Below are 14529 nucleotides of genomic sequence, written 5' to 3' on the forward strand. Positions count from 1 at the left end.
TTATACTGATTATCATAAATTAAGCCACTTATACTATCAATCTGAGCAGCAGGTCACAGGCTGCCACAATCCATACTACGGAATACAAAAGCAATTTGCATTCAATCCTGCTCAAAAAATATCGGGGATTTCTGATGTACATGAGTATATGAAGCCCATCAGATATCGTATCCATCATGCTTCTTCCTGCCTAATTAAGTTCTACAGCATTGTTATTTTCTTTATACTCATCCTGTATTTTCCTGGTTCTCATCTTTTCATATTCCGCATCAGAATAAGAGCTTCCGTCAGGTAAAGTGGTTGTAATGCTGGTAACACCATTTCTCTGCATGAGGTCCTTCAGTTTAACCAAGGGATCCCTGAGATAATTTTCAACGGCTTTTTTATACTGCATTTCTGTAACAGGGATAAATTTAGACAAGCGGAATTTTATGCTTCTGAACTTTTCAATGCCTTTCAGCTCCCAGACATGTTGTTTTTTGGTGTCTTCGATCTTTACAATCAGGCCCGGAAGTCCGCCAAACTTATAAGGCCCTTCAGCAATGGGAATTTCCTCGGTAAACCAGGCATTATAGGTCCTGCCTCTGTATTCCATCGTCGCAAGCTGGCATTTTTTACCCTGTATTTCATTCGTTTCTGCCTGTATATGCCAGTTGTATGAAATGTGCTGGATGATTTTAAACCTTTCTCCGCCTAAAGTCTGATAGGTGACCACTTCATCAGACTGCCGGTTTTTCTGAATGATTCCTCTAACCTTCTCTTTCGGGAAGGTGTTGGTAGAGACTGACCGGTTTGCAGAAGCAATGTCTGACTCATTGTTGCTTGCAACGGCCGAATCTCTTTTCGTTTTTCTCAGGCTGATGTAGGTTGATTCATTTTTGTCTACAAACAACCCCATCAGTTCAATTTCAGTTTTATCCAGGTGCAAAGAATCCGGCCTGAAGGTATATTCATAGGTAAAAGAGTACTTTTGACTGCAAAAGAACAGGGGAATTAAAACAATGAAGGTAAATAATGTTTTCCTGATCATGGTATGTAGCTGTTAAATTAAAAACTCAGCAGGAATCCTGCTGTTGAATATCTCATATAATTTCTAAAAAGCATTTCATTCAACCTGTTTCACGGCTGAGTTAGAGGCTTTTTTTAACGCCATCCCTGACTTTGAAATTTCACCTCCTGAATGGCAAAGATAACTTATTCTATATGGTCCTTTCCGAAATACAAAAAACCTGAAATGTAGGTATGTATTTTTTGGTTTTTCCTGAAATTTATTCTCAATCCATATATGCTGCAATGTAAATGCTTTTCTAAAATGCCAATATAAGAAAGTTAATGACCATAAACGCAAAAGAATGATCAGTAATAAAGGAAAGCAAAAAATAAGACAGGTGATATACGTTCTGTATGAGGATTAAAAGACTGAAGTTATCCTTAGCCTGATGGTCTGTACATATTTGAATATAAAATAATTTCAGACCTGTTAAGATTTATTGATTACATTTAATCTCACCAATGCATTAAGCCATGCTTTCAACATTAGACCCTAAAATTTTCAGTAGTATTGAAGAAAATGCAGAGCTTCGTCATTTCAGGAAAGGAGAGAATTTGTTTCATCAGGATGAAGTCTGCAGAAAAATTTTCTGGATCAGGAAAGGCATCTGCAGGAGTTATTATTTACATGATGGTAAAGAAATCACCACTGAGATTCTTTTTCCCGGAGATTTTATTAAATCTGCAAAAAGTTTTGTTCTGGATATCGCTGCCCAGGAATTTGCACAGGCCATTACCGATGTGGAAACCTGGAGTCTTACCAAATCCAGATTCAATGCTCTTAAGGAGCAGCATCCGGAATTGCAAAAATTAGGTCTGTATCTTGTTGAACTTCACTCTTTGTGGCTTGAGGACCGTTTGTTTCAATTTCAGACACAGGATGCAACCACTCTTTACCTTAACCTGATTAAGCGACATCCGGATATGATTAGGACCGTTCCGTTGACCTATATTGCCTCATATCTGGGTATCTCGCTTGAAACATTAAGCAGGATAAGATCCAGGATTGCCAAAAATATTATTTGACCTAAGTCAAATGTTGATCCAGACCGAATATTGATTTTTGTCCTTGTAATTATAACAGAACCATAAGAATTACAATCCATAATGATGAAAATTAATACAGTAGCCTTTCCGGAAACATCCGTTCTTTTTCCTGATCGTTTAGTTTATGATTATCATGACAGTTTCAGGGCCGATTTTCCAGATATAGAAAATACTACCATCAGTCAGTTGGTGAACACCTTCTTTTCCGGCACTCCCCGATGGATCAAAAATTTGTTCATATTGAGAAACGCACTGGTAAAGCTCATAGGTCTAAAAGTACCTGAAAATAATTCCGCACCCGTTATGACAAGCAACATCGAATACCAGGTAGGCGATGCACTGGGCTTTTTTAAAATCATTCATATGACTCAAAATGAATGCATTTTAGGGGAAGATGATAAACATCTTGATTTCAGGATCTCCATCCTGAAAGAGAAAGGTACCTTAACGGTAACGACCACCGTACAGTACCATAATATATGGGGACGGTTGTATTTTATTCCTGTAAGCGTATTCCATAAAAAAATTGTCCCTGCAATGTTAAGAAATACGGTAAGGGAAAAGCAATGATCTTTATTGACAGGCACTAACCATTATAATACCAGAAAGTATCATCCAGCCAGTCAAACATCACCTGATGGAAGAGTTCGTGACTGCCTTCCTGGCAATGTTCTTCTGCGCCTTCCTCTTTTGTAAATATACGGATGGTCTTGGGTGATTGGATAGCATGGATCAGTTCCTGCAACTGATCTTCGGATACGAAATGATCAGACTCTCCCATGGTCAGTAAAACCGGACACTGGATTTTTTCAGCTACGCCACGCAGTGAGGCCCGTTTCATTTCATCGAAGACTTGATACCGGTGCTTCAGTCCGTAGACCCATTTGCCGTTATTGAGCATCCAGCGGAGATTGGAATTATTTTCCTCAGCGTTGGCTAAAACAGTTTCCTTCTCTTCATCAGGCAGATCCATTACCGCTTTCAATTGCGGATTCTGGTTAAGTATGGATTCATAGATATCATAGAATACGTTGAAGGCGATAACGGCTTTTATCCTGTGATCGAAAGCAGCTGCCCGCGGAGCAAAGTATCCTCCTAAACTCATCCCCAGCAAAGCCAGTTTTTCCATATCGACATCTTTGCGTTGCTGTACAAAATCCAGCGCAGCACCTACCGGTACCTCTGTGTCATAGCGCATCGTAAGGTTTTGTTTCCGCAGTGCCTCACCCTGTCCCGGAAGTTCAAAAATAAGACAGTTATAGCCTCTTTTTATCGCAGGAGCTGCGCCGCAGAAATACAGTTCCTGCAAGGTAGAATCATATCCCCCAATGAATACCAGTGTTGGCAACGGCTTATCCGGATCATAGCCGAGCACACCATAAAAATACCCTTTCAGAAAAGTATTTTCATAAGGAATTGCTACCCTTTCAAAATAATTTCCATACAGAGCCATTGCTTTTTCAAATGTATATACGCTTTTGCCGAAACTCTCTATCCGGCGTGGATCCGTTCCATCAAGGAAGAATTCTGCGGTGCGGTAATAATTATGGGCCCGCAGATAAGCCTCTCCGGCGCTTACGGTATGTTTCCCCTCTAAGCAATGGTTGGCAATACGTTCAATACGGCGGGCAGTTTTCTCCCACTCTTCAAACCAGCTGTTGAAATCCCCTTCTTTGATGCGGTTGGCCGTTGCCAATGCTTCACCAATACTGGCTCCCTGGTATCCTGCATAGGTTACAGCCCTTAATAATTCAAAAGAAAAAGCCTGGTCGTTAAAATGTAGTTTCATTGTGTTGATATTTATTTAATTATTCAAAAGATATATAATATCAAAGTTCCGGCTTTGCAACTCATGATCACAGAATGGTTCCGTTCCGGATGCATCCGTTTCCGTTTTTTTGCCGGTATGCTGCTCAGAAAGCAAAATATATGGCAAGCTGAGCAGATCAATTTTAAACCGATTAAATCTACACGTAATATAATTACATTTACATTAATTGTCGATTATCTACAATTCAAATTTAGAAATTATTTGGTTATATTTACAACATACATTGTAATTAATCTACAAACATGAAGAGTGAACTGTTAGATACCGATTTCAACTTCTTAGAAAAACTGGTGGTAGGCATAGGCGAAGTAGCGGAAATTACCGGAATCCCTATACGCCAGATCCGCTACTGGGAAGAAAAAGGCATTATAGAAAGCCTTTCCCAGGAGGGGAAGAACAGGCGTTACAATTACTACAACATCAAAACAATACTGCTCATCAAAGAAATGCTGGATGAAGGCTACACCCTGGATGCCGCAGCTAAGAAAGTAAAGGCTCGCCTGGAAATGATAGAAAACACCCTTCAGAAGATCAAGAAAAAATAGTTAGATACTTTACGTTAGAACAGAAAACTGCTATGTTTCAGCCTGTCCATACTATTTGACTGTAGAGGATATTCGGTAGCGGTGAATAACGATCTGAAGTGGGCTACAGATGTAAACTAACATACATATTTCAGTGACAAAAAGAAAGGAAATGATTTTCTTACTGCCTTATGTAACATTCCGGCTGTTGAAACTGTTATTAAAGTGTAAACCATTGACTACTTCTCATGAATAAGCCATTTCGATCCATCAGAATCGTATTTCTGCTCCTGGCGGTATCATTTTCAAAGCAACTGACTGCTCAGAGCATAACAGACAGTATTGATGTATTCATCAAAGGAAAAATGGCACAGCTGAATATTCCGGGCCTCCAGCTGGCGATCATCCGAAATGGAAGATTAGATAAACTGGAAAACTACGGCTTTGCAAGCCTGGAACACCAGGTAGCTACAAGTTCAGAAACCACTTTCTCAATCAACTCCATGACCAAAGCTTTTGTGGGCGTAGCGGTAATGCAGTTGCAGGAGCAGGGAAAACTGGATGTGAAAGATCCCATATCCAAATATATGGACGATATCCCTGACGAATGGAAATCCATCAGGATTGACCAGATACTAAGCAATACTTCCGGCCTTCCCAATAATATAGACGAAAAAGAACAGGTATTGGGCGATGGCAATGAAGACCGCAACTGGGAAATGGTTAAAAAGCTACCGATAGAATTCAGGCCCGGAGAAAAATTCAGTTACAATCAGACCGGATATTATATTATAGGGAAAATCATAACCAAGCTCAGCGGTCAGCATTTTACAAAATTTATTGAAGAAAACCAATTCAAAGCCTGTGGTATGACTTCCACCCGGTTTGGTGATTCCAGCGATATTATTCCCAATAATTCAAACTCCTATTCTACCCTGTATAATGATGACGGAAAATGGATCAACGACGGTAAACTGCATAATTCCTATGCTATTTTTCCTCTGTTCTTCAGAACCGCAACAGGAATCATTTCAACATCCGGAGACCTGGCCCAGTGGCTGATGGCACTGCAAAGCAGAAAACTACTGAAAAACCCGTCCAGCATAGATCAGATGTTCGCTACAGCCAGGCTGAATAACGGGAACATCGGCGGATTCAATAAACTGACCAATGGATATGCTTTGGGCTGGCCGACAGTAGTCAGAGAAGAGCATCCCGCAATGGCACCCGTTGGCGGAATGCGTTCCGCATTGTTTTTATATCCTCAGGATGACTTGTCCATAATCGTTCTCACCAATCTTCAGGGTTCGAATCCTGAATGGTTCATAGACGAGATTGCAGGATTTTATATTCCCGATATGAAAACGAAAAACGGTTTCGGATTGAGTAAAAATTTAAAGTTTCTGCGCCAGGAACTCCTTAAGAGTGGTTTTGAAAATGCAGATAAAATTTTCAATAAGATCAGCAGGAGCCATAAAAACTTTATCCTCACAGAAGATGAAGTGAATGCCTGGGGTTATCAGCTTGTGGAACAGGGCAAAAAAAATGAAGCATTGCAGGTTTTCAAACTGAATACCCTGCTGTTTCCCAAAAGTTCCAATGTCTATGACAGCTATGGCGAAATACTGGAAGCTCTTGGAAACCGGAAGGAAGCGATCCTTAACTATAGGAAATCGCTGCAGCTGAATCCTGAAAACACCAATGCCACCCAGTATTTAAAGGATAAAAAATGAGAATGCGTCTGTAAATATATTCCTTTTTAAAACCTAACCTTATATGAAAAAGCTCCTTTTAATGTTCACTTTTGTATCCTATGCAACAGGCTGTTTTGCTCAAACGGGTCAGATACACTGGCCTACAGATAATCAGTTAAAAACGGCATCCGATTCATTGGTGGACCGATCGGTTTTTGCTTTTATGCAGCATAATTCCAGAGTCGGGATTTCAATAGGGATTATAAAAAACGGAAAGGAATACCTGTATAACTACGGTTCAAGCCGGAAAGACAGACAGGACCTGCCGACAGAACATACGATATACGAGCTTGCTTCCATCACGAAAACATTTGGGGCCACCTTACTTGCGAGGGCTGTTCTCGATAAGAAGGCAGACCTCAACGATGACATACGAAAATACCTGAAGGAAGATTATCCTAATCTGGAGTTTAACGGAACCCCCATTACTTTACGTAATCTGGCTAACCTCACCTCGGGATTACCCAACTGGATGCCGGATAAAGATATCTTTGGCAAGGCAGACCCGGACTCCATACCCTACCTCTTGGATTCTGTCCATACAGCCTACAGCAGGCAGGATCTCTACCGGGACCTGCATCAGGTGCAATTAAAGGCTGTACCGGGAAGCGTTTCCAGGCACTGCAATACAGCAGCACAATTGCTTGGATATATCCTGGAAGGCATTTATAATGATTCTTATGAAAACCTCCTGAAAAGATATTTCGTGCGACCCTTAAAAATGAAAGATACCTATCTGCTGGAATCCGGTAAGCTGCCGCTAAAAATGGCAAAAGGATATGACGAAAAGGGGCGTATGATGCCTGTTATTGATTGGGAAGATCTCAGAGTGGCCGCAAGTATAGCTTCTTCCAGTTCGGATATGCTGAAGTACATGGCTTTCCAGCTGAATGAAAAAAATGCTGTCGTCAACTTGAGCCACCAGCCTACGTTCGGCAACATTGAGGATGGCGCAGTTGCCCTAAACTGGAAAGTAAAAAAAACAGCATCTGGCAGGAGGAGTATTTCACATACAGGAGGAAGCCTGGGATTCAGCAGCTACATGATATTGTATCCGGATCTGAATTCAGGTATTGTCCTGCTGTCCAATGAAGCAGATCAGGGCACCCAGAATGAACTGATCCTCCTGGCAGATAAAATCCTGAAACCATAGCCAAAAGAATTTCATGATCCATCCCTGTATATGACCTATAGTGATGCCCTTACTGAACATCCCCAGATCGCCTGACGTTACGGGCTACTTCTGCTCACGACTGTATAAATGAATGTCCTTATGCAACAGGCAAATTAATTTGATGTCATATGATCAAATAATCCGTAGATTTAAAAACCTAAAAAAAACAAGAAATAATGACCGGAATATCCACCAAATTCTATCTCTTTTTCTATTGCCTGATCATTTCAGGTGCACTATCGGCCCAGAAAAATGCCGTAAGCTACGTTGAAGAGGCCATCACGCTGATGAAGAAAAACTCAGTCAATAAAGGGACAGTGGACTGGACAAAGCTCTCGGAAGAAGCCCTGGCTTCTGCTGCCGGTAAAGGAACAGTCAAGGAAGCCTATCCGATCATTACTAAAAGCCTTGAGCTGCTTCAGGACCAGCATTCCGGATTTTATCCTCCGGAAATGGTCAGTGCCTACATGAAGCGCTATACAGAATCCGGCCTGGAATTCCCGTATGCAAAAGACAGTCTGATCAATGGCCAGCTGGCCTATCTTTCGGTTCCGGCCATCGGCAATCTGAACCAGGACGACTGGAAGCTGTACGTGAGTGATTTTTATAAAAAAATAAAAGCCCTGGATGCCAGCAACCCAAAAGCCTGGATCCTGGATCTCAGAGACAACGACGGAGGAATGTTTTCTCCGATGTTCAAAGCGATACAGCCATTTTTAGACAGCGAAAAAGCTGTTGGATCCATCGATAACAGCGGCAGGGCCAGCTATTATGCCAACCGCAAAAATGATGTGCTTTTCGGCCAGACGGTGATCGCCACCATAGAGGTTCCGGCAATGACCCTGCAACATAAAAAAATTCCGATCTATATCCTGGTCAGTAAAAAGACCGCGAGTTCAGGTGAATTTGTTACCGCGGCTTTCGCCGGGCAGAAAAACACCACGATCATCGGAACCCCTACCCAGGGACTCACTTCTGACAATTCTGAGTTCAGGATGTCAGACGGTGCCATTCTGAAGCTTACCACAGGAATCCTGGTGAACAGGAAGGGGGATCAATACAAGGAGGTTGGAAAAGGTATTGCTCCGGACCGGTACGTCAAGTCCAGAAACCTGCAGGATTATATTGCTTCCCTGCCGGCAAACCGTTAAAATACAGAAACCCCGTACATGGTTTCTACCTGCATACCATGCTTTTATCCAGGTAGAATGCTGCAAAAATGGCAGTTTTATAATTAACAGGTCTGATCATAATCTTATGAATTTAATATAACCGGATATAAATAAGTCCAGATATGCTGAAAACAAATTACCGTGAAACAGTGCTGAAAAAAATCAGTAGGCTCAGAAATATTATACTGGAAATCGTTGTATTTTGTATTTCTCTTATCGCCGCAGGGATAGGCCTTCTCCTTTACTATGGATACATAACGAACAGCAACAGGACTATAGTGTATGATACTGCCTGCATTTCTGATATTCATTGGCGCAACTGTTTTTATGCGGTCTTTTTTTAAAGGATATCTTGAAGTAATCGGAGTAATGACGGATGAAGACCTGGAAACTATGGAAAAGCTGGAGAAAACCAGATGGTGGCTGGAGAAACAGCTTCCGTCTTTCATTATTTATTCAGGTAAGATCAGGGTTTTCAAACTATATAGCCAACCTGATATTTCCTTTACAGAACTCAGTGAAATTTTAATCCGTCCCAATTACTTCAGCAGAGGCAGGCAAAATAAACTGGTCATTTTCAAGAAATCAAAAGGCGGAAGCTTTTTCTTCGGTATGGACAGCAATCCTGCACAGGAAGAACATCTTCTGAATAAAGCCGTCGAATATAATCCGAACATCATCATCACAAACAGATAAACTGTAAGGTATTTCTTTCTTATTAATGGATACAATCCCAAAGTGTTTTTTTGACCAACATAAATAACCATTCAGGTCATATTTCAAGAGATTACCTATATCCGGTGATCGAAAATCAAAAGAATTCATCACTGAGCAATCGGATCGCTACATATCGGCATAAATTATGAACTATACCCGGGGTATTTTCCAGCAGTAACAATTGCTGAACCAGCAGGACTGTTGCAAACAGCATGCACCAAGCGTATTACAGCTTTCAAAAATTGGTTTCAAAGCTCTGAAAGTAAATAATGCTGTTTACACTACTCTATACTTGCCTGGAAAAATTAAAACCAATAAGTATTAAAATTCAAAAAATGGAGGCAATCGTCATTACAAAATCCGGAGGTCCGGAAGTATTACAATTAAAGGAGTACCCAACGCCCGAAATATCGGCAGACCGGGTATTGATAGAGGTAAAAGCAGCAGGCATCAACCGGCTGGATATTTTTCAGCGTGAAGGCAATTATCCTGCTCCGGCTGGCGTTCCGGCTGACATTTTAGGCGTGGAAGTTGCCGGAATAATCGTTGATTGCGGACCGGATATCACCGATTTTAAAGTGGGTGACCCTGTCTGCGCGCTTCTGGAAGGAGGCGGTTATGCTGAGTTCGTGAGTGTCCGTGAAGGCCAATGCCTTCCGGTTCCTGACGGCCTCAGTTTTGCCGAAGCTGCAAGTCTGCCGGAAACGGTATGTACGGTTTGGTCCAATGTATTTCAGAGGGGAAAACTTCAGCCCGGGGAAACCCTATTAATCCACGGAGGAAACAGTGGCATCGGAATTACAGGAATCCAAATCGCTCACGCTTTGGGTTCAAAGGTGATTGTTACGGCAGGCTCAGATGAAAAAGGTAAAATATGCTTGGATCTGGGTGCTGACGTATGCATCAATTATAAAACTCAGGATTTTGAAACGGAACTTCAGGATGAAGGAGCTGATGTTATTTTAGACATGATAGGCGGCCATTATTTAGCTAAGAATATCAATATTCTGAAACCGGAAGGAAGGCTCGTCCATATCAATGCTGTAGATGGAAACAAGACACAGCTGGATATTACAAAGGTGATGCAGAAACGCCTGACGATCACCGGAAGCACCCTCAGAAGCAGGGAATATGAATTTAAAAGACAGCTGACCAGACAGGTTCAGGGCCATGTATGGCCCTTAATAACATCGAAAAAATTCAGGCCTGTACTATTCAGGACTTTTCCTTTTTCGGAAGCTTCCGAAGCACACCGATTACTGGAAGGAGGTACCCATACCGGTAAAATTATCCTCGTAAGATAATTCGCCCCTCATAAACACTGCAAAATATTAGCCTACAGTATTGCCAGAATGGTTTTCAGTGCTGGTTTTTTCTGTACATATTTTCGTGGTTTCCGGAAACTGGATATACAGATTGTCGACGGCTGCATTGATATCCATTGCTGCCGTATTCAGATATCTCAACAGTTAGATCCGCTTTTTTAATTAAAATGAAATATTACCATAGATTAAGATGTGTTGAATTTAAGTATGCTACATTTGCTAAAGAATCAGGACAGAAAAACATAAAAATAAATCACAACTTTAAAATTAACGACTATGAGTACACTGAATTTAAAAGACGGAACAGAGATTTTTTACAAAGACCAGGGAGCAGGACCTGTTTTGATGTTTCATCACGGATGGCCGCTGTCTTCCGACGACTGGGATGCGCAGGTGATCTTTTTCCTGCAGAGGGGCTACCGGGTGATAGCACACGACAGAAGAGGCCACGGGCGTTCCAGCCAGAATATCTATAATCATACTATTGAGCAGTATGCTTCCGATGCAGCCGAACTGGTTGAATTTTTAGACCTGAGAGACGTGATCCACATTGGTCACTCAACAGGCGGTGGCGAAGTAATCCGCTATGTGAACAAATATGCCAACGGAAGGGCGAAAAAAGCGGTGTTAATTAGCGCAGTTCCACCGGTTATGGTTAAGAGTGAAAACAACCCTGACGGTGTTCCGATGGAAGTCTTCGACAATATCAGGGAACAGACTTTAAACAACAGAAACCAGTTCTATATTGACCTGACCTTTCCTTTTTACGGCTACAACAGAGAAGGTGCCAACGTGAAAGAAGGCGTGCAGAAAAACTGGTGGAGACAAGGCATGATGGGCGGAATCGTAGCGCACTATGACGGTATCAAAGCGTTTTCTGAAACCGATTTTACAGAGGACCTGAAATTGGTAGACATTCCCGTTCTGCTCCTGCACGGCGAAGATGACCAGATTGTTCCTATTGAAAATTCAGCTATTAAATCTGCAAAACTCCTGAAAAACGGAACGCTGATTACATATCCCGGTTTCCCGCACGGAATGCCGACTACAGAGCACGAAACCATTAACAGGGATCTTCTGAAGTTCATTGAGTCTTAATACATCTATATAATTATACAAGCTGTCTCATTCCGGAATGAGGCAGTTTTTTTATTGTCCATCACCGTCTTACATGTAAAAAAAGCTTATCCCGTAAGGATTTTAGCAATGTAGGTACGGATTTTGAATGTTTCAGAAAATATTTTAAATATTATTTTTAATTATTAATAATATTTTAAACCAAATTTCTATAAACATGAAAATAACAAACAACTTCTGGAACATCCTGAAAGATACCTTTAAAGACTGGAGTGCCCGGGACCTGGGTACGGAAGCCGCCAGCCTTGCATATAGTGCCATTTTTTCAATTCCCGGGCTTCTTATCATCATCATATGGTTTGCGGGAATTTTCTTCGGTGAGGAGGCAGTGCGCGGGGAAATAACAAAACTCATCGGAAGCATGATGGGAAAAGATGTCGGGAAGAGCCTGGAAGAAATGGTGATTGGCGGTATGGTAGACAAAAAAAATATCGTCATGAAAATTGTAGGTGTGGTTACCTTGGTGTTTGGTGCCACTTCCCTGTTCTTTCAGTTCCAGAAATCGCTCAATAAGCTTTGGGATGTTGTGGCAGCCCCTAAAAAAGCGTGGGAAAAATACCTTCTGGACCGCGCGAATTCTTTAGGGATGATTGTTGTTATAGCATTTCTGCTGCTGATCACTTTGTTGCTGAGCTCCTTTATCGGGCTTGCCAATGACTGGATCATCCGCCGCTTCAACCTGGAGACCTTATTTTTGGTGAATATCCTGAATATCGTGGTTGGTTTTGCCGTGACACTAATTCTTTTCGCGGCTATGTTTAAAATCCTTCCGGATGTTGAGATCCAGTGGAAGTCTGTCTGGGTGGGAGCTGCGGTAACGGCTGCGCTCTTTACGCTCGGTAAATACCTCCTGACTTTCTATTTCGATACGTTCAACCCCAGCTCTGCATTCGGGACAGCAGGAACCATTATTCTTTTGCTGTTGTGGATCAATTATACCTGCCAGATTATTTTTTTCGGTGCCGAATTTACCAAAGTATATGCAAAAACCATGGGACATGAACTGAAACCGTCCAGACATGCAAAATGGAGCCCGCAGATGGTATCCAAGGAAGATGAAAAAGATATGGTAGAAGGTGCAGAGCCTGCTCAGAAACAATCTTAGATGAAGCTTTTCATGCTGTATTTTCCATTTTTTTATACATTAATTCAGCAATGGTATGGATAATTCCTGAATATTTTTACGATACAACACATTATACATCAACTACATAGCCTCAATACTGAGTTTCAGCTGATCAGCAGGTGGGTTTCCGGATTTTTCAGTTGCCATTATAGCATTATGCTGTAGAGGCGTGAGACTTTCGTAAACAGGTCCGAATACCTTCAGGCTTGAATATCCGGAACAATTGTACATATCCAACCTCAGATTTTTACAGGTCCTCCGTTTTCCAGCCATTCTTTCATTCCGCCGGAATAATTTTTAACCCTATCAAAACCGTTTTTCCTGAGCAAAGAATAGGCAATAGCGGCCCTGTACCCGCTCTGGCAATGGATAACGATCTGTTTTTCACGGGAAAGGGTATCGATATGGTCTTGCAGGGTTCCTACAAATACGTTTACCGCATTTTCAATATGCGCAGTTTCATATTCAGTCCTGTTCCGCACATCCAAAACCTGGACCTCATCCCTGTTCAGGAAAGCTTTAAATTCCGCGGTATCTATAACATCGGCAATCTCCAAATCTATTCCAAGGTCATTAATATGATCAATATAGCCAGTCATCTGATCCATTCCGATCCTCATCAGTTTCCGGGTAAGGTCATCTATTTGCCCATCCTCAGCAACCAGAATAAAAGGCTCGGAATATTCCATGATCCATCCCATCCATGTTGCAAATGAGTTATTCCCCTGGATATTGATGCTTCCCGGCAGAAAACCTTTGGCAAAATCTGCTTTATTTCTGGTATCAATCACCTTTACTCCGTTATTATATGCCCTGAGGAATGCTTCCCCTGAAAGTTTGGTATGCTCAGGAACCTCCGTGAGTAAAGGCCTTTCCACTTTATTAAGCTTTTTCATCATCGCAAAGTATTTTGGAGGTTCCGGCTGGCCTTCCAGCAGGTCGTTTATAAAGCCCTCCTCATCTTCTCCATATTGAAAAGCCCAGTTGCGTATCTTTTCATAACCGACTGTTGAGCTGGGAACAGCCCCCAAGGATTTTCCACAGGCTGACCCGGCCCCATGTCCCGGCCAGACCTGGATGAATTCCGGAAGTTGACTGAAATCCCGAACGGAATGATACATTTCTTTGGCCCCTTGTTCCTGGGTACCGATGATTCCGGCTGCTTTCTCCAGCAAATCCGGCCTTCCGACATCCCCTACAAATACAAAATCCCCTGTAAAGATCATCACCGGTTCATCTGTTGCAGGATGGTCGGTCAGCAGAAAACTGATGCTTTCAGGAGTATGTCCCGGTGTATGAATGACTTTCAGACTAAGGTTTCCAACGGATAGCGTATCACCATCTTTTAATCCTATATGCGGAAACTCATACTGCCAGTCTTCACCGCCTTCATCCGACAGATAAAGCTGCGCGCCTGTAACTGCTGCAAGCTCGCGTGAACCCGACAGGAAATCCGCATGGATATGGGTTTCCGTTATGTGGGTAATGGTAAGGTTATTTTCCTGGGCAATCCGGAGATAAGTATCGATATCTCTTTTGGCATCGATCACAACCGCTTTACGTTCGGCCTGACAGCCGATCAAATAACTTGCCTGTGCAAGGCTCTTATCATAAATATGCTGAAAAAACATAATTTAAAATTTTAAAAGTTAAACACTGAGTGGTATAAAGC

The 14529-nt window shown here is 42.0% G+C and carries 14 protein-coding genes; 10 read left to right on the forward strand and 4 right to left on the reverse strand.

What is annotated here, in order from left to right; all coding sequences use genetic code 11:
• Positions 1–190: 190 nt before the first annotated feature.
• The gene (locus QE404_RS08910; protein ID WP_307449497.1) at positions 191–1030 is read right to left on the reverse strand and encodes a GLPGLI family protein; all 840 of its coding nucleotides are present in this window, start codon (positions 1028–1030) and stop codon (positions 191–193) included.
• Between the two features lie 494 nt (positions 1031–1524).
• Between QE404_RS08910 and QE404_RS08915 the strand changes: the two genes are divergently transcribed.
• On the forward strand, positions 1525–2076 hold the full coding sequence (locus QE404_RS08915) for a Crp/Fnr family transcriptional regulator (protein WP_307449499.1): 552 nt from the start codon (positions 1525–1527) through the stop codon (positions 2074–2076).
• 81 nt (positions 2077–2157) lie between these two features.
• Positions 2158–2667 carry a DUF2867 domain-containing protein gene (locus tag QE404_RS08920; protein WP_307449502.1) on the forward strand — a complete coding sequence of 170 codons (510 nt, stop codon included), beginning with the start codon at positions 2158–2160 and terminating at the stop codon, positions 2665–2667.
• A gap of 16 nt (positions 2668–2683) precedes the next feature.
• On the opposite strand, the gene QE404_RS08925 is transcribed toward QE404_RS08920, so the two are convergent.
• Positions 2684–3886, reverse strand: coding sequence for an alpha/beta hydrolase family protein (locus tag QE404_RS08925; RefSeq protein WP_307449504.1), 1203 nt, complete (start codon positions 3884–3886; stop codon positions 2684–2686).
• A 284-nt stretch (positions 3887–4170) separates the two neighbouring features.
• Here QE404_RS08925 and QE404_RS08930 point away from each other — a divergent pair, with 284 nt between their 5' ends.
• The 8 genes from QE404_RS08930 (at position 4171) to QE404_RS08965 (ending at position 12836) form a co-directional block, all read left to right on the forward strand.
• A complete protein-coding gene (locus tag QE404_RS08930; RefSeq protein WP_307449506.1) occupies positions 4171–4473 on the forward strand; it encodes a MerR family transcriptional regulator in 303 nt (100 codons plus the stop codon).
• Between the two features lie 227 nt (positions 4474–4700).
• Positions 4701–6185 carry a serine hydrolase domain-containing protein gene (locus tag QE404_RS08935; RefSeq protein ID WP_307449509.1) on the forward strand — a complete coding sequence of 495 codons (1485 nt, stop codon included), beginning with the start codon at positions 4701–4703 and terminating at the stop codon, positions 6183–6185.
• Positions 6186–6228: 43 nt separating this feature from the next.
• A complete protein-coding gene (locus QE404_RS08940) occupies positions 6229–7359 on the forward strand; it encodes a serine hydrolase domain-containing protein (protein WP_307449511.1) in 1131 nt (376 codons plus the stop codon).
• 197 nt (positions 7360–7556) lie between these two features.
• Positions 7557–8531, forward strand: coding sequence for a S41 family peptidase (locus QE404_RS08945; protein ID WP_307449513.1), 975 nt, complete (start codon positions 7557–7559; stop codon positions 8529–8531).
• A gap of 303 nt (positions 8532–8834) precedes the next feature.
• Complete coding sequence (locus tag QE404_RS08950) at positions 8835–9248, forward strand: hypothetical protein (RefSeq protein ID WP_307449516.1); 414 nt, start codon at positions 8835–8837, stop codon at positions 9246–9248.
• 356 nt (positions 9249–9604) lie between these two features.
• A complete protein-coding gene (locus QE404_RS08955; protein WP_307449519.1) occupies positions 9605–10573 on the forward strand; it encodes an NAD(P)H-quinone oxidoreductase in 969 nt (322 codons plus the stop codon).
• Between the two features lie 297 nt (positions 10574–10870).
• Entirely contained in the window at positions 10871–11692 is an 822-nt protein-coding gene (locus QE404_RS08960) for an alpha/beta fold hydrolase (RefSeq protein WP_307449525.1), read from the forward strand.
• 196 nt (positions 11693–11888) lie between these two features.
• Positions 11889–12836 carry a YihY/virulence factor BrkB family protein gene (locus QE404_RS08965; RefSeq protein ID WP_307449529.1) on the forward strand — a complete coding sequence of 316 codons (948 nt, stop codon included), beginning with the start codon at positions 11889–11891 and terminating at the stop codon, positions 12834–12836.
• Between the two features lie 102 nt (positions 12837–12938).
• Here QE404_RS08965 and QE404_RS08970 read toward each other — a convergent pair whose 3' ends face one another.
• Together QE404_RS08970 and QE404_RS08975 are read right to left on the reverse strand one after the other, a co-directional pair.
• Entirely contained in the window at positions 12939–13088 is a 150-nt protein-coding gene (locus QE404_RS08970) for a hypothetical protein (protein WP_307449533.1), read from the reverse strand.
• 8 nt (positions 13089–13096) lie between these two features.
• A complete protein-coding gene (locus tag QE404_RS08975) occupies positions 13097–14488 on the reverse strand; it encodes an MBL fold metallo-hydrolase (protein ID WP_307449536.1) in 1392 nt (463 codons plus the stop codon).
• Positions 14489–14529 lie beyond the last annotated feature (41 nt).

The sequence above is a fragment of the Chryseobacterium camelliae genome, assembly GCF_030818575.1.
Classification (GTDB): Bacteria; Bacteroidota; Bacteroidia; order Flavobacteriales; family Weeksellaceae; genus Chryseobacterium; species Chryseobacterium camelliae_A.

Coding starts and splice junctions, on each gene's coding strand:
- QE404_RS08910 (WP_307449497.1), bottom strand. CDS start 1,030: ATGATCAGGAAAACATTATTTACCTTCATTGTTTTAATTCCCCTGTTC.
- QE404_RS08915 (WP_307449499.1), top strand. CDS start 1,525: ATGCTTTCAACATTAGACCCTAAAATTTTCAGTAGTATTGAAGAAAAT.
- QE404_RS08920 (WP_307449502.1), top strand. CDS start 2,158: ATGATGAAAATTAATACAGTAGCCTTTCCGGAAACATCCGTTCTTTTT.
- QE404_RS08925 (WP_307449504.1), bottom strand. CDS start 3,886: ATGAAACTACATTTTAACGACCAGGCTTTTTCTTTTGAATTATTAAGG.
- QE404_RS08930 (WP_307449506.1), top strand. CDS start 4,171: ATGAAGAGTGAACTGTTAGATACCGATTTCAACTTCTTAGAAAAACTG.
- QE404_RS08935 (WP_307449509.1), top strand. CDS start 4,701: ATGAATAAGCCATTTCGATCCATCAGAATCGTATTTCTGCTCCTGGCG.
- QE404_RS08940 (WP_307449511.1), top strand. CDS start 6,229: ATGAAAAAGCTCCTTTTAATGTTCACTTTTGTATCCTATGCAACAGGC.
- QE404_RS08945 (WP_307449513.1), top strand. CDS start 7,557: ATGACCGGAATATCCACCAAATTCTATCTCTTTTTCTATTGCCTGATC.
- QE404_RS08950 (WP_307449516.1), top strand. CDS start 8,835: ATGATACTGCCTGCATTTCTGATATTCATTGGCGCAACTGTTTTTATG.
- QE404_RS08955 (WP_307449519.1), top strand. CDS start 9,605: ATGGAGGCAATCGTCATTACAAAATCCGGAGGTCCGGAAGTATTACAA.
- QE404_RS08960 (WP_307449525.1), top strand. CDS start 10,871: ATGAGTACACTGAATTTAAAAGACGGAACAGAGATTTTTTACAAAGAC.
- QE404_RS08965 (WP_307449529.1), top strand. CDS start 11,889: ATGAAAATAACAAACAACTTCTGGAACATCCTGAAAGATACCTTTAAA.
- QE404_RS08970 (WP_307449533.1), bottom strand. CDS start 13,088: ATGTACAATTGTTCCGGATATTCAAGCCTGAAGGTATTCGGACCTGTT.
- QE404_RS08975 (WP_307449536.1), bottom strand. CDS start 14,488: ATGTTTTTTCAGCATATTTATGATAAGAGCCTTGCACAGGCAAGTTAT.